This window comes from Streptomyces sp. NPDC034084 (genome assembly GCF_055575535.1).
Map to the genome: position 1 here is coordinate 370,671 of NZ_JBVISK010000002.1, position 21,387 is coordinate 392,057.

Sequence of the window (21,387 nt, forward strand, 5' to 3'; positions counted from 1 at the left end):
TGATCTGAATACCGATCCGATCAACAGAGGTTCCGAATCGATCAAGATCGGATCTATAGTGCCGACGTTACGACTCCCCACCCCCGCGTGCCTGTTCTCGAGAGTCTGGTTGATGTCGGCGCCGTCCACCCCCTTCCGCCCCGCCCTGCTCGCCTCGTTGCTGACAGCCGCCGCGGGGGGCGCGCTCGCCGTCGCGGCGACCGCCGCGGCGCCGGCCGGGATCCGTCCAGCACTCGGCTGGTTCGCCGGCGGCGGTGTCCTGCTGCTGACGGCCGCGGCCTTCGCCGTCAGCTGGTACGGGCGGACCTCGCGCTCGCTGAGCCGGAGGGTCGAGACCCTCACCGCCGAACTCACCTCCCGGGAGGCGTACGTCGCCCGGCGCACGGCCGAGGCCGAGCGCCAGGCGGCTGCCTCCCTACAGCGGTACGAGACGGAGTCCGCCGCCTCGGCAGCGGCCCACGCGGCGCGGGCCGAGGAGCTGATCCGCTCCCACACGGCCCGTACCGACGAGCTGACCCGGGCTCACGCCGCCGAGATCGCGCGCCTGGAGGCCGAGCTGCGCCGCGCCGAGTCCGGCCGGTCCGCCGCCATGGCCGCCGCGGCGAACGCGGCCGGCCGCATGCAGGCCCTCGCCACGAGCATGCTCGCCGACCTGCGGGAGATGGAGCACCGGCACGCCGACGAGGGCGTCCTGGCCGACCTGCTCCACCTCGACCACCGCACCGCCCAGGCCGGCCGCCTGGCCGACTCCGTCGCCGTGCTGACCGGCGCCCGGTCCGGCCGGCGCTGGGCCCGCCCCATCGTCATGGAGTCGATCCTGCGGGGCGCCATGGGGCGGATCGGCGGCTACCAGCGGGTGCGCCTGCACTCCAGCAGCGACGCGGCCGTCGCCGGGCACGCGGCGGAGGGCGTCATGCACGCCCTGGCCGAACTCATGGACAACGCGGCGAACTTCTCGCCGCCCACCGCCGAGGTCCACGTCTACGTGGAGGAGGTCCCGGCCGGGGTCGTCATCGCGGTCGAGGACAGCGGCCTGGTGATGAGCGAGGTGCAACTGCGCCGCGCGGAGGCCGCGGTCGGTTCGACGGCGCAGGACCTGGCCGGCCTCTCCGGCACCCGGCTCGGCCTGGCCGTCGTCGGGCGGCTGGCCCGCAAGCACGGTCTGACCGTGTCGTTCCGCCCTTCGGCGCGCGGTGGCACGAGCGCCCTGCTGATGGTGCCTCAGGAGCTGATCAGTCACGCGCCGGTCGAGCCGCCGGCCAAGCCCGCCGCCGTCCTGCCGCCCGTGACGGGCCGCGGACCGGCGGCTCCGGAGCCGGCCCCCGCCGCGGCCGCCGAGCCCGAGGCGCGGCACGAGAGCGCGGCCGAGAGCACCGGGGAGCATCCCCGGTTCGGCGAGAGCGGTCTGCCGCGTCGCCGTCGCGGCAAGGCGATGGCCGCAGCGCACCCCGAGGGCCCGGAGGCCGGCGAGAAGCCGCGCGCGGCGGGCCCTCGCACCGGGGCGGCGGCCGGCGCGGCCACGCGCTTCGGCAGTTTCCGCCAGGCGGTCCGCGGCACCGGCACCCCGGCGCCCGGGACACCTCCGGCGACCGGCGACCGGCCGGCCCCCGCCCCGGCCACCGCCGAGCCGACCGCCGAACAGCCCGCAGCGACCGGTCCTGACACCACCGCGCCGAGCGCCCGGCAGCCCGCCGCCACCGCGCCGAACAGCACGGAGGCGAGCGCCAGGCCGCCCGCAGACACCGGCCCCGGCACCACCGAGCCGTCCTCGAACTCCCCGCACCCGGAAGGCACCCCGTCATGACCGGCACCACCACCGACGAGAAGCTCAGCTGGCTCCTGGAGGGCCTGCTGGAACGCACCCCGGGCACCCGTCACGCCCTGGTGCTCTCCCGTGACGGCCTCAAGCTCTGCCGTACCCCCGAGCTCTCCGTCGACCAAGCCGACCAGCTCGCCGCGATCGCCGCCGGCATCCAGAGCCTGTCGCACGGTGCCTCCGTGGAGTTCGGCGACGGGACGGGCGGGGTCCGCTCCGCGATGGCCGAGTTCTACGGCGGCACCCTGTTCATCGTGGAGGCGGGCGAGGGGGCTCACCTCGCGCTGGTCGCCGACGAGGACGCCGACGCGGGACTCGTGGGCCACAACATGTCCGAGCTGGTGGAGCAGTTGGGCGAGTACCTGGTCGCGAGGCCCCGGGGATGAGCCGCGGCAGACCGGGCCGGGACGACTCACCGGACCGGCTCTACACCCTGACCGGCGGTCGCAGCAGCGCCGGGTCGGACGCCTTCGACCTGGTGACGCTCGTGGTCTCCGAGAGCGATCCGGTCGTCGGCATGCAGTCCGAACACGCCGCGATCCTGCGCATGTGCCGCTTCCCCACGGCCGTGGTGGAGGTGGCGGCGGGGCTCGGTCTGCCGGTGTCGATCACCCGGATCCTCCTCGCCGACCTGCACGACACCGGCCGGATCAGCGCACGGCACCCCCGCGCCTCGTACCGTCTTCCCGATCACGACATCCTGGAGCAGGTGCTCGTTGGACTCCGTAACCTCTGAACAGCGCCGGACCCTGCACAGCACCGCCGACAACGGACTGAAGATCGTCGTCGTCGGCGGTTTCGGAGTCGGCAAGACCACTCTGGTCCGCTCGGTCAGCGAGATCCGTCCGCTGAACACCGAGGAGACCATGACCCAGGCCGGCGTGGGCGTCGATGACACCGGCGGCGTCGCCACGAAGACGGCCACCACGGTCGCCTTCGACTTCGGCCGGATCTCGCTGGACGCGCACAACGTCCTGTACCTGTTCGGGGCGCCCGGCCAGGAGCGGTTCTGGTTCCTGTGGGACCGGCTGTTCTCGGGGACGCTCGGCGCGGTCGTCCTCGTCGACACCCGGCGGCTCGCCGACTCCTGGTACGCGATCGACCGCCTGGAGCACCACGGCACGCCCTTCGTCGTCGCCTGCAACGACTTCGGCGGCCCCGCCCACACCCCCGCCCAGATCCGCGAGGCCCTCGACCTCGCCGACGAGGTGCCGCTGGTCTTCTGCGACGCCCGGTCGCGCGAGTCCAGCAAGCAGGTGCTGATCTCGCTCGTGGAACACCTGCGGACCGTCGTCGCGGCCTCCCGGCCGGCCCCCCACCCCCTCCCGGAGCCCACCCCGTGACCCTCCCCGAGCCCCAGCCCGTCCCGCTGAGCGGGCCCCGGTTCCAGACCGACCCCACCGAGCTGTACCGGCAGATGCGACGTGAGCACGGGGCCGTCGCCCCCGTCGTGCTCGACGGGGGCGTGCCCGCCTGGCTGGTCCTCGGCTACCGCGAACTGCACCAGGTCACCAGCGACCCGGTCCTCTTCTCCCGCGACTCCGAGCTGTGGAACCAGTGGGACGCCATCCCGGCGGACTGGCCGCTGTTGCCCATGATCGGCCGCAAGCAGCCGTCCATCCTCTACACGGTCGGCGAGCGGCACCGCGAGCGCGCCGGGGTCATCTCCGCCGCGCTGGAGGCGATCGACCCGTTCGTCCTCAGGGAGCGCGCCGAGCGCTTCGCCGACGAGCTCATCGACGCGCTGTGCGGCAAGGGCTCCTGCGACATCATCGCCGAGTACGCGATGCTCCTGCCGGTACGGGTCCTCGCCAGCTGCTACGGCTTCGCCGACGCGCAGGGGCCCGGCCTCGTCACCGCCCTGAACGACATGATCAACGGCCAGGAGGGCGCCCTGGAGGGCCAGCGCCACCTGGCCGAGTCGATGTTCGCGCTGCTCGCCGCGAAGGCCGAGACGCCGGGCGACGACGTCGCCTCCCGGATGCTCGCCAACACCGCCGGGTTCACCGTCGAGGAGGTCGCCCAGGACCTCATGGTGATGCTGGCCGCGGGCCACCAGCCGACCGCGGACTGGATCGGGAACTCGCTGCGCCTGATGCTCACCGACGACCGGTTCGCGGCCTCGCTCGCCGGCGGCCGGCACAGCGTCGGCGAGGCCATGAACGAGGTCCTGTGGGAGGACACCCCGACCCAGAACGTCGCCGGGCGGTGGGCCTCGCGCGACACCCACCTCGGCGGGCGCCGGATCGACCGCGGCGACCTGCTGCTGCTCGGCCTGGCCGCCGCCAACTCCGACCCGCACGTGCGCACCGACTCCGGCGCGTTCACCGGCGGGAACAACGCCCACCTGTCCTTCGGCCACGGCGAGCACCGCTGCCCGTTCCCCGCCCAGGAGGTCGCCGAGACGATCGCCCGGACGGGGATCGAGGTGCTGCTCGACCGGCTGCCGGACGTGGATCTCGCGGTCGCCGAGGGCGACCTCGCCCGCCGCCCCTCCCCCTGGCTGCGCGGCCTGACCGCGCTCCCCGTGACGTACACCCCGACCCCCGCCCTTGGAGCCCTCGGATGAGCTGCCCGTACGACCACACCGCCGCGTCCGGTACCGATGTGATCGCCCTGGACCCCTTCGTCGCCGATCTCGACGGCGAGAGTGCCCGGCTGCGCGCCGCCGGTCCGCTCGCCCGGGTCGTCCTGCCGGGCGGGGTGGCCTGCTGGGCCGTCACCCGGCACGCCGAGGCGCGCAAGCTGCTCACCGACGCGCGGCTCGTCAAGGACATCGGCGTCTGGGGTGCGTGGCAGCGCGGCGAGATACCCCAGGACTGGCCGCTGATCGGTCTCGCGAACCCCGGCCGTTCGATGCTGACCGTCGACGGCGAGGAGCACCGGCGGCTGCGCACGCTGGTCGCGCAGGCGCTGACGGCGCGCCGGGTGGAGCGGCTGCGCGCGGGCATCGAGTCGCTCACCGAGGGGATGCTGGACCGGCTGGCCGAGCGCCCGCCGGGCGAGGTCGTGGATCTGAAGGCGGAGTTCGCGTACCCGTTGCCGATGCGTGTGGTGGGCGAGCTGATGGGCGTCGACCCGGCCGACCACCCGCGGATGAAGGCGTTGTTCGACAAGTTCTTCTCGACGCAGACGCCGCCCGAGGAGGTCCCGCGGATGATGGCGGACCTGGGCGCGCTGTTCGCGGGGATCGTGGCGGGGAAGACGGAGAAGCCCGGCGACGACCTCACGAGTGCGCTGATCGAGGCGTCGGAGGGCGGCGACCGGCTCACCACGGAGGAGATCACCAACACCCTCCAGCTGATGGTGGCGGCGGGGCACGAGACGACGATCAGCCTGATCGTGAACGCCGTGGTCGCCCTGGAGACCCACCCGGAGCAGCGGGCCCTGGTGCTCGAGGGCGGGGTGCCGTGGGAGAACGTGATCGAGGAGACCCTGCGCTGGTCGACGCCCACCTCGCACGTGCTGATCCGGTTCGCCACGGAGGACATCCCGGTCGGGGACCGCGTCCTGCCCCAGGGCGAGGCCCTGATCGTGTCGTTCGGCGCGATCGGCCGGGACGAGGAGCAGCACGGTCCGACGGCGGGCGAGTTCGACGTGACCCGGACGCCGAACCGGCACATCTCCTTCGGTCACGGGCCGCATGTGTGTCCGGGCGCGGCGCTCTCCCGTCTGGAGGCGTCGGTGGCGCTCCCCGCGCTCTACGAGCGCTTCCCGGGGCTGCGGCTGGCGGTGCCCCGCGAGGAGCTCCGGAACAAGCCGGTCGTCACCCAGAACGACCTCTTCGACCTCCCGGTCCTGCTGGGCTGACGGTCCCGGCGGCTTCCCCTGCCGACCGGCATGGCGCCCCGGGGCCTCGTCCCCCGGGCGCTATGCTGGGCGCATGCATCTGTCGTCGTGCCTCAGCTGGTGGCGCTCCCCTTAGGAGCGGCCACCATTCGCGCACGACCGGGCCGTTCGGACGAACGGCCCTTTCGCTTTCCCTGGCTCATGGGTCCTGTCCGTCCCGACGGCGCCACCCACCCGGACCAGGAGAAGCCATGACCACCACGCTCGCCCCCGCCCCCTCCACCGACGCTCTCGGGACCACCGCCGCGCAGGCCCGCAGCCTGGTCTTGGAGGAACAGATCCGTGAAGATTGCGGCCGGTTCCGGGTCCTGACCGGCGACCGCCCCACCGGGCGGCTGCACCTGGGCCACTACTTCGGCACGCTGCACAACCGGGTCCGGCTCCAGGACCTCGGCGTGGAGCTGTTCGTGATCATCGCGGACTACCAGGTCCTGACCGACCGCGATCTGGCGGACAATCTCACCGAGCACGTCGAGGAGCTGGTGCTCGACCACCTCGCGGTCGGCGTGGACCCGGAGCGGAGCACGATCTTCACCCACAGTGCCGTCCCCGCCCTGAACCAGCTGCTGCTGCCCTTCCTCAGTCTGGTGTCCGTCGCCGAGCTGAACCGCAACCCGACCGTCAAGGACGAGATCGCGCACTCCCGGCAGTCCTCGGTCAGCGGCCTGATGTTCACCTATCCCGTCCACCAGGCCGCCGACATCCTGTTCTGCAAGGCCAATCTCGTCCCCGTCGGCCAGGACCAGCTTCCGCACCTGGAGATGACCCGGACCGTCGCCCGACGGTTCAACGACCGCTACGGCAGCGGCGCCGCCGTCTTCCCCGAGCCCGACGCCCTGCTGTCCGACGCACCGCTGCTGCTCGGCACGGACGGCACCAAGATGAGCAAGAGCCGCGGCAACGCCGTCAGCCTGGCCGCCGGCGCCGACGAGACCGCCCGGCTGATCAAGGGCGCGAAGACCGATTCCGAGCGTCATATCGTGTACGACCCGGCCGGCCGCCCCGAGGTGGCGTCCCTCCTCCTGCTCGCGGCCCTCTGCCAGGGCCGTACCCCCGAGGAGATCGCCGACGGCATCGGCTCCGCCGGGGCCGCCGCGCTGAAGCGGACCGTGGCGGAGTCGGTCAACGAGTACCTGGCGCCGATCCGGGCCCGCCGCGCGGAGTACGCGCGGGACCGCGGGTACGTCCGCCGGATCCTGCGCGAGGGGAACGAGCGGGCGCGGGCCGTGGCGGACGCGACCCTCGCCGAGGTCCGCACGGCGATGAACAGTCACTACTGACGCATGCTTCCGGCACGGGCACGACCGAGGAAACCGGGATCGTGGACGCCATCGACCGAGCAGTGCTCGCCGTCCCTGGAGACCTTCTTCGAGCGTCCGGTCTCCACGGAACTGACGGACCGGCCGGGAGGGCCTGTCAGCCGGCCGTGCCGCTCTCCAGGATGCCCTTGAGGGTCAGTTCGTCTCTGGGCATCTCCCTCCGCACCTGCGGACGGACGACGAGCGGGACGAGGGCCTTGCCGACGCCGTGCCCCTCGAAGTCGAAGGAGAGCGTCAGCCGGGAGCGCTCGCCGTCGTCCAGCGGCTCGATGGTGCCCCGCACGTCTCCGCGTACGGGGCCGTCGATGCCGTGCACATGCCAGTGCCGCGGCGGCTCCAGCTCGATGACCTGCATGGTCGAGGTGAACTCCCGCCTGCCGAGGCGCCGGGTGACGGCGACCTTGGAGCCGACCGCGAGGGGAGCGTCGCTGATCCTCCGCACCGAGACGGCGCTCTCCTGCCACTCGGGCAGGTGCGTCGGGTCGGTCACGTAGGAGAAGACCTCCGCGGGCTTGCGGGCGATGTCGATGGTTTCCGTGATCACAGGCATGTCGCCTTCTTCGTTCGACCGGGGGCCTCGCGGGAAGCCCTGGCGCCGACGCGGGCCCGTTGTCGCTTCGTACAAATCGTCCCACTCCCGACGACGCCCCGCCAGCCTCGATCCGGATTCCGGGCGGTGCCGGCGCCCACGCCGTACCTGAGCGGGGCAACACGGGCCGCCGGCCTACGGTGGCACCCGCTTGCCGGTCCTCAGGTTGCGGCTAATGTCGATATGTAGGCCATATGTACATCCTCATTCCCGCGCTCACGAGGTGAGGGACAGGGGGCGTACGAAAGGAGCCTCCCATGACCCGTACATTGCGGAGCGCGATCGCCCTGGCCGGAGCCGCGGCCCTCTCCCTGGGAATGGTGGCGACGAGCGCGACAGCCCTCGGAGCGGGGAGCGAGAAACAGGGGGACATCAAGATCGGGCTGCTGCTGCCGGAGAGCAAGACCACCCGGTACGAGAAGTTCGACCGGCCCTACATCGAGCAGAAGATCAAGGAACTGGCGCCCGACGCCCAGATCGACTACTACAACGCCGCGGAGAACGCCACGACCCAGCAACAGCAGGTCAACACCGCGCTCGCCAAGGGCGACCAGGTCCTCATCCTCGACGCCGTGGACGCCAAGTCCATCCAGTCCTCCGTGCAGAAGGCCCATGACGCGGGCGTCAAGGTCGTCGCGTACGACCGCCTCGCGCAGGGACCCGTAGACGCCTACGTCTCGTACGACAACCACAAGGTGGGCGAGTTGCAGGGCAAGGCGCTCCTCGCCGCGCTCGGCGACAAGGCCGAAAGCGGTCAGATCGTCATGCACAACGGGTCGCCGACGGACCCGAACGCGGCCGAGTTCAAAGCCGGCGCGCACTCCGTGCTCGACGGCAAGGTGAAGATCGGCAAGGAGTACGACACCCCCAACTGGGACCCGAACAACGCCAACCAGCAGATGTCCGGCGCCATCAGCTCTCTCGGCAAGGACAAGATCGTCGGCGTCTACTCCGCCAACGACGGGCTGGCCGCCGGCATCGCCACCGCCCTCAAGGCAGCCGGCATGAACGTGCCGCTGACCGGCCAGGACGCTCAACTCGACGCGATCCAGCGGATCCTGCTCGGCACGCAGACCATCACGGTCGAGAAGCCGTACAAGCCGGAGGCCGACATCGCCGCCACCATGGCCGTCGACCTGGCCGAGGGCAAGAAGCTGCCGTCGGACCTGATTCCCACCACCGTCACCAGCGGCAGTGACCACAAGGTCTCGGCCACCCTGCTCGGCCCGGTCGTGGTCAACAAGGACAACATCAAGGACACCGTCGTCAAGGACGGCCTCTACACGGTCAAGGAGATCTGCACTCCGACCTATGCGGCGGCCTGCAAGGACGCCGGTCTCGAATAGCCGCGGACAAACGGCGGACGGCCGGGGAGCGGTTCGCCCGAGCGGAGGAGGCGGTTTCCTTGCCGGAGCCCGTGCTCACACTGCGGGGGATCTCCAAACGGTTCGGCGCGGTACAGGCGTTGAAGGACTTCGACCTGGAGGTCCACGCCGGCGAGGTCGTCGCGCTCGTCGGCGACAACGGCGCCGGCAAGTCCACCGCCGTCAAGGCGATCGCCGGGGTGAACCCACCGGACGAGGGCGTCATCGAATGGGAGGGCCGAGCGGTCACCATCGACCGCCCCCACGACGCCCAGCACCTCGGCATCGCCACCGTATACCAGGACCTCGCCCTGTGCGACAACCTCGACGTGGTCGGCAATCTCTTCCTCGGCCGCGAGCTGCGCCGCTTCGGCGTCCTGAACGAGGTCCGGATGGAGCAGCGCTCGCGCGAGCTCCTCGACACCCTCTCCATCCGGATCCCGAGCGTGCGGATTCCGGTGGCCTCCCTCTCGGGCGGCCAGCGCCAGACCGTCGCGATCGCCCGCTCCCTCGTCGGCGAACCCCGGGTCGTCATCCTGGACGAGCCCACCGCCGCCCTGGGCGTAGAGCAGACCGCCGAGGTCCTCGACCTGGTCGAGCGGCTCCGTGAACACGGCCTCGGCACCATCCTGATCAGCCACAACATGGTGGACGTGATGGCGGTCGCGGACCGGATCGCCGTCATGCGCCTCGGCCGGAACAACGGCTTCTTCGACAAGCGCTCCACGACCACCGAGGAGATCATCTCCGCCATCACCGGTGCCAGCGACAGTGCCGTCACCCGCCGCCAGGCCCGCAAGCGGGAGGAGGAGCGATGAGACGGGACCGAGCCCCCGGCGACGGCGCCGGCCAGGAAGCGGCGCCCGAGGCCACGCCGGCGGTCGACACCCGGCTGCTCGTCCGCGAGGAGGGTCTGCGGGGCTATCTCGGGGAGTTCCGCCGCAAGGTGCGCAGCGGAGAACTGGGTTCACTGCCCGTCGTCATCGCCGTGATCATCATCTGGACGGTGTTCGGCAGCCTCGACAGCACCTTCCTGTCCGCGCAGAACCTCTCCGACCTCAGCCAGCAGATCGTCGGCACCGGCATGATCGCCGTCGGTATCGTCTTCGTCCTGCTGCTCGGCGAGATCGACCTCTCCGTCGGCTCCGTCAGCGGTCTGTGCGCCGCCATCTTCGCCGTACTGAACGTCCTGAACGGCATGAACGACTGGCTGGCGCTGCTCGTCGCCATCGCGGGCGGAGCGGTCGTCGGGCTCATCCAGGGCTTCTTCTTCGCGAAGGTCGGCGTGCCCGCGTTCGTGGTCACCCTGGCGGGCAACCTCGCCTGGAACGGTCTGATGCTCCAGGTCCTGGGCACGAGCGGCACGGTCAACATCCCGAGCGAGAGCATCGTCTCCAAGCTCTACTCGACGATCTTCCACAGCCCGGTAACGGCCTATGTGACCGCGGCCGTCGGGGTCGGGCTCTTCCTCGCGGCCTCGCTTCTGGACGCCAGGCGCCGCCGGACCGCCCGCGTGCCGTTCCGTCCCATCGCCGAGATCGTGCTCCGTACGGTCGTGATCGCGGCGATCGCGTTCGCCGCGGCGTACATCCTCAACCAGTACCAGGGGCTCCCGCTCGCGCTCCTCATCTTCCTGATCGTGCTGGTGGTCCTGGACTTCGTGCTGCGCCGGACGACGTACGGGCGACGGATCTTCGCCGTCGGCGGCAACATCGAGGGCGCGCGCCGGGCCGGCATCAGCGTGCCGTTCGTCCGGATGACCGTGTTCTCGATCGCCGGGACCATGGCGGCGGTCGGCGGCATCTTCCTGGCCGGGCAGATCCAGTCCGCGAGCCAGACCTCCGGCGGCGGCAACCTGCTGATGAACGTCATCGCCGCCGCCGTCATCGGCGGAACGAGCCTCTTCGGCGGGCGCGGCTCGGTCTGGTCCGCTCTTCTCGGCGCGCTGGTCATTGGATCGATCCAATCGGGTATGAACATCATGGGCGTCAGCAATGCCGTCCAGTTCATGATCACCGGTTCGGTCCTGCTCGCCGCGGTGGTCGTCGACTCGCTGTCCCGCCGGAGCCAGAAGGCGGCGGGCCGCGCCTGAGTCATCGGGCACCGAAGGGAGAACTACATGCAGGCGGAGCGGAAGCCGCACGAGGAGCCGCGCCACGGCCGCGACGAGACCGAGGAGGAGCGGGCCGACCGGCGCTGGCAGGAGCTCATCCAGGAGATACGCGTGGCGCAGACCGGCGTGCAGATCCTCCTCGGCTTCCTCCTCACCGTGGTTTTCACCCCGAAGTTCGCGGGCCTTCCCCAGACCGACAGGACTATCTACATCATCACGGTCGTCGTCGGATCGCTGGCGACGGGGGCGCTCATCGGCCCCGTCGCCCTCCACCGGATCGTGGCGGGACGCCGCGTGAAGCCCCGGGCGGTCGCCTGGGCGTCCCGGCTCACCTTCGTCGGACTCGTCCTCCTCCTCGTGACCCTGACGTCGGCCCTCTTCCTCGTCCTGCGGGTGGCCACGCACGACGCGTATGTGCCCTGGCTCGTCTCCGGCGTCCTCGCCTGGTACCTGCTGTGCTGGTTCGTGCTGCCCCTGTGGGTACGGTTCCGCCACACCAGTCACGAGTGACACCGGCGCTCTCGGCCCTCAGGGGCGGTCGCCCGGGTCCGACGAGCCGGGACCGATCCGCAGCTCGAAGTCCCCGTCGTACTTGGCGTGTCCCGCGATCACGGCGAGCTCGACGGCCTCCTCCCCCATCTCGCCCCGGACGATGAGCGGGTCATGGCGCAGGTCCCGCATGAGCGCCATGCACATCCCGATCATCACGAGCACGAACGGTGCCGCCACCAGGATGGTGAGGTTCTGGAGGCCGGCGAGCGCGTCGCCCTGCCCGTCGCCGATGAGCAGCATGATCGCGGCGACCGCGCCGGTCACCACCCCCCAGAAGACCACGACGAGGCGGGTGGGTTCGAAGGCGCCGCGCTGGGAGAGCGTGCCCATGACGATGGACGCGGCGTCCGCGCCCGAGACGAAGAAGATGCCGACCAGGATCATCACGAGCAGGCTCATGGCGCCGGCGATCGGGAACTCCTGGAGGACGCCGAAGAGTTGCCCCTCGGGCGTGGTCTTCCCCGCCAGCTCGCCCTGCTCGCTGAGCTTCATCGCCGTGCCGCCGAAGACGGCGAACCAGACGAGGCTGACGGTGCTGGGGACCAGGATGACGCCGCCGACGAACTGGCGGATGGTCCGGCCCCGGCTGATGCGGGCGATGAACATGCCGACGAAGGGCGTCCAGGAGATCCACCACGCCCAGTAGAAGACGGTCCAGCTGCCCAGCCAGACATGGATCTGGTCACCGCTGGTGGCCTCGGTGCGGCCGGCCAGTTGCGGCAGGTCACCGAAGTAGGCGGCGAGGGAGGTGGGCAGCAGGTCGAGCACGATGACGGTGGGACCGGCCACGAAGACGAAGACGGCGAGCACCGCCGCGAGCACCATGTTGATGTTGGAGAGCCACTGGATGCCCTTCTCCACACCGGAGACGGCCGACACGACGAAGGCGACGGTCAGGACGGCGATGATGGCGACGAGCAGTCCGGTGCCGGTCTTCTCCATCCAGCCCAGCTCCTCGAAACCGCTGCCGATCTGGAGCGCGCCGAGGCCGAGGGAGGCGGCGGAGCCGAAGAGGGTGGCGAAGATGGCCAGGATGTCGATGAAACGGCCGGGACCCCCGTACGCCCGCTTCTCGCCCATCAGCGGGACGAAGACGGCGCTGATGGTCTGCCGGCGCCTGCGCCGGAACGTGGAGTACGCGATGGCGAGTCCCACGACGGCGTAGATCGCCCACGGGTGGAGCGTCCAGTGGAAGAGCGTCGTGGCCATGGCGGTCTGCATCCGCTCGGCCGAGTCGACGGGGTGGGTGCCCGGGGGCGGGGTGCCGTAGTGGGCGAGCGGTTCGCTCACTCCGTAGAACATCAGGCCGATGCCCATGCCGGCGCTGAACATCATGGCGATCCACGACACGGTACGGAACTCGGGGCCCTCGTTCTCCTGACCGAGGGTGATCCGGCCGTAGCGGCTGACGGCGAGCCACAGGGCGAAGACGACGAACCCGGAGGCCGCCAGCATGAACGCCCAGCCGCCGTTGCGGATGAGCCCGTCGAGGAGACTGGTGGAGGCGTCCTCCAGGCTCTCGGTGGCCGTGGCTCCCCAGACGACGAAGGCCACGGTGAGGACGGCGGTGACACCGAACACGATGCGGTCGGTGCGGGCGCGATGGTGGTGCTCGGGCCGACCGGGAAGGTCCGCGGTCACCGGACGCACTTCCCGCCCGGCCCGTTCGGCGCCCCCTCGACGGCCTTCCGGCCTCTGATCTTCCTGCGACACAGGCGGCACCTTTCACGGCATTACGGGACAAGCGACACAATGTCTCCGTAAGGCAGTACCACAGTGGGGACCGAACTGCGGGGAGCGACGACCGAGTCCCGCACCCTTGGTTCAGGTGGGGACGGAGGGTCGGCTCAGAACACCGGCGTTCCGGCGAAGAGTTCCTTCACCCAGTGGGCGCTCGCCTCGGCGCATCCCGTGGTGGGCGTCCCCGGGAAGAGGCGGAACCAGGAGACCGCACGCCCCACAGCGGCGAGCCGGGTGGCGAGCGCCGCGGCCCGGCGCAGTTCCGGGAGGGACGGCCCCAGATCGGTCCAGGGTTCCAGGTAGGCGTCGCGCAGCCGGTGCACGTGCTCGGGGCCGTGCCGCTCCCGGACGGCGCGGGCGGGGACGAGGAGACTGGTGAAGGGGTGGGCGATGTTGGCGTCGCCCCAGTCGAAGAAGGTGAAGCGGCCGGCGGCGGGGGCGAGGAGCTGGGCGTCGTGGAGGTCGCAGTGGTCGAGCGAGTCCGGGATCCCGTACGCGTCGAGCTCGCCGCACCAGTCGAGAAGGCGGGGGCGCCGGTTCCGGAGGGCACGGCGGGTGTCCGGTGCGAGGGTGGCGTTGCCCTCGACGAGACCGTCGAAGATGTCCGGCAGCTGACCGGTGCGGCCGCCGGGCACGCCCAGGGCGGTCATGCGATCCGTGTACGGGGTCAGGGCCCGCTGCATGCGCGCATACTGCCCGAGCGCCTGCGCCCACGAGTCCGGCCCGGCGTCGCCGGCGTCGAGGACGTCCCGGAAGAGGGGCCCGCCGTCGGGGAGGAGCGTCCAGCCGCGCTCGGCGTCCACCGCGAGGGGCGTCACGACATGCTCGGGCACCCAGTCGGCGAGGACACCTCCGAGTGCGGCCTCGAACGCGGCGTCGGGGGCACTCGCCTTGAACCACACGGCCTCGCGCTCCCCGGCTCCGGTGCGGAACCGCACGAGCACCGACCAGGGCCGGACCCTGACCTCCCGGGGCCCCGTCTCCACGAGCCCGTGCCGGGCGAGGGCCCGCTCGGACCAGCCGAGGGCGGCGGCCCGCCAGGATTCGTCCTCCCAAGGGGTGACCGCGTCGGCGAACTGCCCGCGGTCGACGGTCATGGATGTCGCGTGCGCCATCGGGCGATTGGACCACCGCGCCCGGGAGGGGCGCACGCGAATATCCACAGGGCACGACGCGAGAGGACTCGAAGCCGATCGGGGGACCCGCCGCGGCGTCATCGCCGGTGCGGCCGCGCTCGCCGCAACCGTGGCCGCGTCCGGAACGGCGGCCGCCGTCACAGCGGGCGCCACGCCTCCGCCCAGGCGGCGGCCCCCGCCGGAAGCGCGGCGCACGACCCGGCCGGGCGCCGTGCCAGGACCGTCGTGTTCCGCGACGTGCGCCCGTTCGGCGCGGCGACCGCGGACCTCGTGGTCACCGACGGCCGGATATCGGACAGCCCCGCGCCGCACGGCGCGAAGGTCGTCGACGACGGCGGCCGCATCACCCTGCCGTCCCTCGTCGACGCGCACTGCGCGCCGATCTACAGGTACGGCCGCGTGATCAGCTCGATCGCGTGGCCTGAGGGGTCCTTGAAGTAGACCCCGCGCCCGCCGTGTTCGGTGTTCGTCTCGCCGGGGCGCCGCATCTGCGGGTCCGCCCAGTGCTCGACGCCGCCCTCACACAGGCGCTGGTACGCCCGGTCGAAGAGCTCGTCGTCGACCATGAACGCGTAGTGCTGCATCTGGATGTCCACCGGGGGTTCGGCGAACTGCAGCAGGACGCCGTCGGTGAGCTGGATGTTGAGGAAGGGGCCCCAGGACGGTGCCTCGGGGAGTTCCAGCAACTCGCGGAAGAACCGCGCCGATTCGTCGCGCTTCTTGGACGCGATGATGGTGTGGTTGAACGTGACTGCCATGTGGATGACCTCGCTGTTGATTCGACACGTGGAAGGGACTCGCAGTGCTGCCGCACTGGGGAGGCCCGCGTGCCGAACCGTCGGGGCGCCTGTCGGGCACCCGCCGAGCGATCAGTCGTCCACCGGATGGCCCGTCTGTGTGTGGCGTGTCGCCGGTCCGGTGTTCACGTCGGGCGACGCTACTTGATCACCCCGCGCCGCGACAAGGCAGGCCGCCCGGTTCCGCCCCGGAAATGACCGAAAACGCATGGCACCCGCACGCGAATCCGGCGTGCCCCGGAGCCTTGCCACCCCCGTGAAGGCCGCTTTACTCTCACGGCAGAAAGCGCTTTCTGTTCCTCCTTGCACGACCCTTCCACGGCCTTTCACGGCCCTCCCAGCACGCGAACGCGAAAGGGAAGACGAGCATGAGACGAGCAGTCGCACGACGATTCCAGGCGGCACTGACCGCGACGGCACTGGCGGCCGCCGCCGGCGCGGTCCTGTCGCTGCCCGAGGCGGCGGCGGCGACCGGCGGAGCCACCGGTTACGCGAGCCAGAACGGCGGGACCACCGGCGGCGCGGGCGGGCGGACGGTGCGAGCCACTACGGGAACCGCGATCCACGCCGCCCTGTGCGCCCGACCCACCAGCAGCACGCCGCTCACCATCGAGGTCGAGGGCACGATCAACCACGCCAACACCGCGAAGGTGTCCGGCACCGGTTGCAACACCGCCGATGGCGTGATCGAACTCAAGCAGATCAGCAACGTGACGCTCATCGGCGTCGGCAGCGGAGCCGTCTTCGACCAACTCGGCATCCACATCCGCGAGTCGAGCAACATCATCGTCCAGAACGTGACGGTCCGGAACGTCAAGAAGTCGGGCTCCCCCACCTCCAACGGCGGTGACGCGATCGGAATGGAGAGCGACGTCCGCAACGTCTGGGTCGACCACGTCACCCTGGAGGCGTCCGGCGGCGAGTCGGAAGGGTACGACGGCCTCTTCGACATGAAGGACAACACCCAGTATGTGACGCTGTCCTACAGCATCCTGCGCAACTCCGGCCGCGGCGGCCTCGTCGGCTCCAGCGAGACGGAGCTCTCGAACGGCTTCATCACGTACCACCACAACCTGTACGAGAACATCGACTCCCGCGTACCTCTGCTGCGCGGCGGCACCGCCCACATGTACGACAACCACTATCTGCACCTGAACGAGTCGGGCATCAACTCCCGTGCCGGCGCGCACGCCAAGGTGGACAACAACTACTTCGAGGACTCCAAGGACGTCCTCGGCACCTTCTACACCGACGCGGCCGGGTACTGGCAGGTGAGCGGCAACGTCTTCGACAACGTCACCTGGTCGAGCCCCGCGAGCGAGTACCGCCCGGCCGGGCCGAACCCGCAGTCGAACACCACGGTGAGCATCCCGTACGCCTACACCCTCGACGCCGCGGCCTGCGTACCGAGCGTCGTGAGCCGGACGGCGGGGGCCGGCAAGGGCCTCCTGGTGTCGGACGGCAGCTGCTCACCCCAGACGCCGGCACCCACACCGACCACACCCACCCCCACACCGACCACCCCCGCACCCACGCCGACCACGCCCGGACCCACCCCGCCCACCGGGACCAACCTCAGCATCGGGGCGGGATCGGACGGCTCCAGCAAGGCCACCGGCACGAGTTACGGCAACGTCCGTGACGGCGACGCGAACACCTACTGGTCGCCGGCCGGCACGACCGGCTCCGTATCGATCAAGTGGGGCACCGCCACCGCCGTCTCCGTGATCAACATCCGGGAGACTGCCGGTGCCACCGGCCGCATCGGGTCCTGGCGCGTCGTCAACGGTGACACCGGCGCCGTCCTGGCCTCCGGAACCGGGGCCCGCGTCATCACGTTCCCCCGGACCTCGCTGAGCAAGCTCACCTTCGAGATCACCGGCTCGAACGGGACGCCGCAGGTCGCCGAGTTCGAGACGTACGCCGGGTAGGGCCGCCCCGGCTCACTCCGAACCGGTCACGAACTCCCGGTCGCCGTAGCGCACGTCCGCCCGGTCCCGGTCGGCGCCGAGGGCGGCCGTGGACCTGCGGGCCGGCGGCAGATCGTCGACCGGCGCGACGAGGACGAGCCTGCCGTCGAGGGTGACGGAGCCGCCGCCCAGCTCGTCGCGGACCTCCGGGTCCGCGACGAGCGCCTCGCGCAGGCCACTCGCGCGGACGCCGGGGACCTCGATCTCGGCAAGACGACGGTCGAGGGAGAAGACGGGCGCGTCGCCCGGCGGTGACGTTCTTCATGGCGTGATCAACGGATCGAGGCGGCGATCGTCGCACCGCGGCGGCCGGCCCCCTGCCCCTCGACCCACCGACCGTGGCACATAGGGTCGGGCCCATGGTGAGTGGATTCAGTGAGGCGTTCCTGCTGGAGGCCGAGCGGCATGCCGCCTGGGGCGCGGCCCAACTCGACGCCCTGGGGGCGTTCCTGCCCGACGGACCGTGGACCGCGGACCTCCCGTCGTGCCTCTACCGGCAGGGGGAGCTGGAGCTGCGCGTGGCCGTGCTCGGCTCGTACGACACGGAGGAACGGTCCTGGATGTGGGGCTGGGCGAATCCGGGGCTGCGGGGCACCGAGGTGGTGGAGCTGCCCGCCGCGGTCGCCCGGTACGGACGGGCGCACGGCATTCCCGAGCTGACCGAGGAGGTCGTCGACCTCTCCGGGTTCGACGACCCCCGGCGCGCCGCGGAGATGCTGGCGTTCGCCGGAATGGGGGTGGCGGAGACCCCCGGGTACATCGGGGTGGCCGCCGGCCCCGGGACCCGGGTCTACTTCCTGCCGGACGACGCCCAGGTGCCCTGCGCCGGGCTCGACCCGGTCGCGCTTCCCCGGCTGCTGCTCACGGGCGCCGGGCTGATCGGGCACTCGGCGCGGCAGGTCGTCCGCGGGTACTTCGACCACCACGGAGTGCCCCTGCGGGTCGAGGGCGACCGGATCGTCGCCGAACTCCCGGGCGGGAACGTCGCCGAGGTCGGCTTCGACGAGCTCGGGCGCATCGCGGGCATCGACGTCAAGGTGCTGCCCGGAGGGGTCCCCGCCGGGGCGCTCGGCTGATTCCGCGACCCGTTCGCGACACCCGGCGGCTCCTGCGGGCCGCCGGGCAGGCCGCGTACCCCTGCGGGCGGGCGGCGAGCGCTTCACTGGTGCGGCTGCGGCCGGCGCGGGTGCCGCCGGGGATGCCCCGTTGCGCCAGATTGACGACTTGTCGCCAATCGCCCACGCCTCCCCTCCACTCCGGGCAAGGTGGGACGGATCGCCCACGGGCCGGTGGCGGCCCGCGCGAAAGGAGTGGTGCCATGCTCTCCGACTTCTTCGACCGGTTCCGACGGGGCGGAGGTGGTTCCGGCGGGCGCCGCCCGGTGCCGGCCCCCGGGAACCTCGTCCTCGACGCGGACTTCTCCTCCGCCGAGCAGTGGGTCGCCGGCCACTCGTGGGCCTATCCCGACGGCGGACCGACGAACCCCGGCGACAACAAGCTCGACCACCTCGTGGAGGACCCCTCCTACAGCCGAACGGGGACCTTCCGGGCCACCCGCAGGACCGACGGCCTCTGGGACGCCGGACTGCTCACGACGGAGGGCAGCGCGGAGGGATTCCTGGTGCGCGCGGGCGACGTCCTGGAGGCACGGGTGCGGCTGCCCGTGGAGACGGGCGCCTGGCCGGCGATCTGGACCTGGCTCGACGGCGGCCAGGAGGTCGACGTCTTCGAGTACCACCCCGACAACCCGGACCTCCTGGAGCTGTCGAACCGGGTGCGGGGCCGGCACCTCTACTTCCGGGACCCGGCCGTCCGGCCCGGGGAGTGGGTCGACCTCCGGGTCGAGTTCGGCGCGCGCTCCGTGGTGTGGTGGGTCAACGGCGCCCGTGTCTTCGACGACCGCCGCGGGGTGGGGCGCTCCTGGCGGGCCCATCTCATCGTGAACCTCTCGGTCTGCGCGGGCCGGTACCACCCGGCGCCCGAGCCGGACGCGTCGGAGATGTCGTACGAGGTGGCGGCGTTGCGCGTGTACCGGCCGTCCTGAGGCGCTGTCAGCCGTCAGGCGTCGACGCGCGGGACGGAGGGGGAAGGGTGCGTCGGGGCGACGCGTGTTGCGTAGGCTCGAACGGAGCGTTCCGCGTAGCCGCGCACCGCGCCGTCCCTACGACGAGGAGGACCCTGTGAGCACCGCCGGAGAAGGACGGCAGCAGCTGGACGAGGCCAGTGTTCTCAACGCGAAGAGGACGCTTCTGCAGCTGCTCGCCCGCGCGGGGGTCTGGTCCGGCGACGCCGAGGAGCTGATCGGTTTCGTCGAGGCGGGCGCGCTGGCCCTCGCGTACGAGGAGATCAGCGGGGCCCGGCGGAGCGCCCCGGAGGAGAAGGGTGAGCCGTACGTCTCCGGCTGGCTGGACGGGGCGCGGGCCGTCACCGACGAGCTGGGCGCGCTCGCCGAGCGGGCGCTGAGGCACGCCGTCGCCTCGGATCCGTCGGCGGCCTCTCCGGACGACCGTCCTCCCGTCGGGCGGACGGAGCTGGAGCGGACCAAGGTGGCGGTCACTCCGCTGTACCTCTCCTTCGCCGATGTCTCCGATCTCGATCCGGAAGTCACCGAGCAGGTGCTCCGGGCGCTCCTCGGCACGATGAGCTCGCGTCAGCGAGCGGGGTACGCGGGCAGGCTCACGGAGTTCACGTCGGCCCACCGCGCGCGTCTGGAGCGGCTGTACGCCGAGTACGGGCCCGGCAGCGCGATCGCGATCCACGGCCGGTACTCCCTGATCCACTCCCCCACCAGCGTCGCCGTCCTGGAACGGCTCGCCACGGCACCGTCGGACCTGCACGAGGAATGGGACGCCGCCGAGCTACCCCCCGCATGGCTGGACGGCCTGACGACGGCGTGGGAGGCCTCCGGGTGACGTCCGCTCACGCGGCGGACGGGTGGCGGGGCCCTGGCACTCCCGACTCGATCGGGATAGGTTAGGCTCACCTAACAAGCGCCTCGCGATGGCCGCTGCCCCGGCATCCCATGTCTGGAGGGGTGGCGGGCGAGTCGTCAGCACACCTCTGCCCGGAGACAAGGATCCGCCATGCCTTCTGTGTTCACCCCCCTTCGCCGCCGCGTTCTCGTGGCGGGTGCCGCCGCGGTCTCGCTCGGCCTCATGGTGACCGGGTGCGGCTCGGACGACAAAAAGGACGGTGCGAAGGACTCGGCGGCCAAGGCTCCGGCGGGGGCGTTCCCCGTCACCATCAAGAGCGCGCTCGGCGAGGCCGTCATCAAGGAGCAGCCGAAGCGCGTGGTCACCCTCGGCCAGGGTTCCGCGGAGACCGCCATCGCCCTCGGCAACGTCCCCGTCGGCATCGAGAGCTACCCCTGGGGCAGCGACAAGACCGGCTACCTTCCCTGGATCCACGACGCCGTGAAGAAGTCCGGCGCCACGCTGCCCAAGCAGTTCGACGGCGGCGAGGAGCTCGACATCGAGGCCATCACCGAGCTCGAGCCCGACGTCATCCTCGCCCCCTGGTCGGGCATCACGCAGAAGCAGTACGACCTCCTCAAGGACATCGCGCCGACCGTCGCCTACCCCGACAAGGCGTGGAGCACCGACTGGGACCAGCAGATCGAGATCGTCGCCAAGGCGCTCGGCCGGCCGGAGAAGGCCAAGGAGCTCACCGCCAAGATCGACAAGCAGCTCGCCGACGCCGCCGCCACGCGGCCGAACTACAAGAACGTCACGTTCTCGTACATCTACAACACCGGCCCCGGCACCCTCGGCGTGTTCAAGCCCGAGGAGCAGCGCGTCGCGATGGTCTCCAAGCTGGGGCTCAAGGTCGACCCGGTCGTGAACACCTTCAAGGAGACCGAGGGCACCGACTCCGCCCTCATCGGCCTGGAGAACGCCAACAAGCTCGCCAAGAGCGACATCGCCTTCACGTTCTACATGGACGACAAGTCCCGCAAGGAGATCGAGGCGCAGCCGCTGTACGCGGCCATCCCCGCGGTCAAGAAGGGCGCGCTCGTCTACAGCAACGACCAGCCCTTCGTCACCGCCTCGTCGATGATCAACCCGCTGACGGTGCCGTACAGCATCGAGCGGTACCTGCCGATGATCGACAAGGCCGTCGCCAAGGCCGGGAAGTAACAGCGG

General features: G+C 71.2%; 20 protein-coding genes. 16 read left to right on the plus strand and 4 right to left on the minus strand.

All coding sequences use genetic code 11. The features are described 5' to 3' along the window. Window positions 1-112: 112 nt before the first annotated feature. From ACZ51I_RS07080 to trpS, 7 genes are all read left to right on the plus strand, one after another. The gene (locus tag ACZ51I_RS07080) at window positions 113-1,804 is read left to right on the plus strand and encodes a sensor histidine kinase (RefSeq protein ID WP_468872116.1); all 1,692 of its coding nucleotides are present in this window, start codon (window positions 113-115) and stop codon (window positions 1,802-1,804) included. Then, a complete protein-coding gene (locus ACZ51I_RS07085; protein ID WP_356905399.1) occupies window positions 1,801-2,202 on the plus strand; it encodes a roadblock/LC7 domain-containing protein in 402 nt (133 codons plus the stop codon). Before ACZ51I_RS07080 ends, ACZ51I_RS07085 begins: the two co-directional genes overlap by 4 nt. Then, window positions 2,199-2,552: a DUF742 domain-containing protein gene (locus tag ACZ51I_RS07090; protein ID WP_468872118.1), complete on the plus strand. Its 354-nt coding sequence runs from the start codon at window positions 2,199-2,201 to the stop codon at window positions 2,550-2,552. The genes ACZ51I_RS07085 and ACZ51I_RS07090 overlap by 4 nt, the downstream gene beginning before the upstream one ends. Further along, on the plus strand, window positions 2,533-3,159 hold the full coding sequence (locus tag ACZ51I_RS07095; protein ID WP_468872119.1) for a GTP-binding protein: 627 nt from the start codon (window positions 2,533-2,535) through the stop codon (window positions 3,157-3,159). Before ACZ51I_RS07090 ends, ACZ51I_RS07095 begins: the two co-directional genes overlap by 20 nt. Continuing rightward, window positions 3,156-4,385 (plus strand): cytochrome P450, encoded by a 1,230-nt coding sequence (locus ACZ51I_RS07100; protein WP_468872121.1) that lies wholly within the window; start codon window positions 3,156-3,158, stop codon window positions 4,383-4,385. The genes ACZ51I_RS07095 and ACZ51I_RS07100 overlap by 4 nt, the downstream gene beginning before the upstream one ends. Then, the gene (locus ACZ51I_RS07105; RefSeq protein WP_468872123.1) at window positions 4,382-5,626 is read left to right on the plus strand and encodes a cytochrome P450 family protein; all 1,245 of its coding nucleotides are present in this window, start codon (window positions 4,382-4,384) and stop codon (window positions 5,624-5,626) included. Before ACZ51I_RS07100 ends, ACZ51I_RS07105 begins: the two co-directional genes overlap by 4 nt. A 230-nt stretch (window positions 5,627-5,856) precedes the next feature. Continuing rightward, window positions 5,857-6,945, plus strand: a complete 1,089-nt coding sequence (trpS, locus tag ACZ51I_RS07110; RefSeq protein ID WP_468872124.1) for a tryptophan--tRNA ligase — start codon at window positions 5,857-5,859, stop codon at window positions 6,943-6,945. 136 nt (window positions 6,946-7,081) lie between these two features. Here the strand turns inward: trpS and ACZ51I_RS07115 are convergent, their stop codons facing one another. After that, the gene (locus ACZ51I_RS07115; protein ID WP_468872126.1) at window positions 7,082-7,534 is read right to left on the minus strand and encodes an SRPBCC family protein; all 453 of its coding nucleotides are present in this window, start codon (window positions 7,532-7,534) and stop codon (window positions 7,082-7,084) included. 296 nt (window positions 7,535-7,830) lie between these two features. Between ACZ51I_RS07115 and ACZ51I_RS07120 the strand changes: the two genes are divergently transcribed. The 4 genes from ACZ51I_RS07120 to ACZ51I_RS07135 are packed head-to-tail and all read left to right on the plus strand — an operon-like array spanning window position 7,831 to window position 11,560. Next, window positions 7,831-8,919 (plus strand): substrate-binding domain-containing protein, encoded by a 1,089-nt coding sequence (locus ACZ51I_RS07120; protein ID WP_468872128.1) that lies wholly within the window; start codon window positions 7,831-7,833, stop codon window positions 8,917-8,919. 59 nt (window positions 8,920-8,978) lie between these two features. After that, entirely contained in the window at window positions 8,979-9,755 is a 777-nt protein-coding gene (locus ACZ51I_RS07125; RefSeq protein WP_468872130.1) for an ATP-binding cassette domain-containing protein, read from the plus strand. Then, window positions 9,752-11,029, plus strand: coding sequence for a sugar ABC transporter permease (locus tag ACZ51I_RS07130; protein WP_468872131.1), 1,278 nt, complete (start codon window positions 9,752-9,754; stop codon window positions 11,027-11,029). The genes ACZ51I_RS07125 and ACZ51I_RS07130 overlap by 4 nt, the downstream gene beginning before the upstream one ends. Before the next feature lie 27 nt (window positions 11,030-11,056). Further along, the gene (locus ACZ51I_RS07135; RefSeq protein WP_468872133.1) at window positions 11,057-11,560 is read left to right on the plus strand and encodes a DUF6328 family protein; all 504 of its coding nucleotides are present in this window, start codon (window positions 11,057-11,059) and stop codon (window positions 11,558-11,560) included. Window positions 11,561-11,578: 18 nt separating this feature from the next. On the opposite strand, the gene ACZ51I_RS07140 is transcribed toward ACZ51I_RS07135, so the two are convergent. The 3 genes from ACZ51I_RS07140 to ACZ51I_RS07150 form a co-directional block, all read right to left on the minus strand. Next, window positions 11,579-13,315: a BCCT family transporter gene (locus ACZ51I_RS07140; RefSeq protein WP_468872135.1), complete on the minus strand. Its 1,737-nt coding sequence runs from the start codon at window positions 13,313-13,315 to the stop codon at window positions 11,579-11,581. Window positions 13,316-13,449: 134 nt separating this feature from the next. Then, the gene (locus ACZ51I_RS07145) at window positions 13,450-14,457 is read right to left on the minus strand and encodes an aminoglycoside phosphotransferase family protein (protein ID WP_468872136.1); all 1,008 of its coding nucleotides are present in this window, start codon (window positions 14,455-14,457) and stop codon (window positions 13,450-13,452) included. 404 nt (window positions 14,458-14,861) lie between these two features. Then, a complete protein-coding gene (locus ACZ51I_RS07150) occupies window positions 14,862-15,236 on the minus strand; it encodes a VOC family protein (protein WP_468872137.1) in 375 nt (124 codons plus the stop codon). A 407-nt stretch (window positions 15,237-15,643) separates the two neighbouring features. Between ACZ51I_RS07150 and ACZ51I_RS07155 the strand changes: the two genes are divergently transcribed. The 5 genes from ACZ51I_RS07155 (at window position 15,644) to ACZ51I_RS07175 (ending at window position 21,381) form a co-directional block, all read left to right on the plus strand. Next, entirely contained in the window at window positions 15,644-17,206 is a 1,563-nt protein-coding gene (locus ACZ51I_RS07155) for a pectate lyase family protein (protein WP_468872139.1), read from the plus strand. Between the two features lie 398 nt (window positions 17,207-17,604). Continuing rightward, a complete protein-coding gene (locus ACZ51I_RS07160) occupies window positions 17,605-18,321 on the plus strand; it encodes a DUF6882 domain-containing protein (RefSeq protein WP_468872140.1) in 717 nt (238 codons plus the stop codon). A 242-nt stretch (window positions 18,322-18,563) separates the two neighbouring features. Further along, window positions 18,564-19,289: a beta-glucanase gene (locus tag ACZ51I_RS07165; protein ID WP_468872141.1), complete on the plus strand. Its 726-nt coding sequence runs from the start codon at window positions 18,564-18,566 to the stop codon at window positions 19,287-19,289. A gap of 136 nt (window positions 19,290-19,425) precedes the next feature. After that, the gene (locus ACZ51I_RS07170; protein ID WP_468872142.1) at window positions 19,426-20,157 is read left to right on the plus strand and encodes a hypothetical protein; all 732 of its coding nucleotides are present in this window, start codon (window positions 19,426-19,428) and stop codon (window positions 20,155-20,157) included. Between the two features lie 171 nt (window positions 20,158-20,328). Continuing rightward, window positions 20,329-21,381 (plus strand): iron-siderophore ABC transporter substrate-binding protein, encoded by a 1,053-nt coding sequence (locus tag ACZ51I_RS07175; RefSeq protein ID WP_468872144.1) that lies wholly within the window; start codon window positions 20,329-20,331, stop codon window positions 21,379-21,381. The last annotated feature ends 6 nt before the right edge of the window (window positions 21,382-21,387 follow it).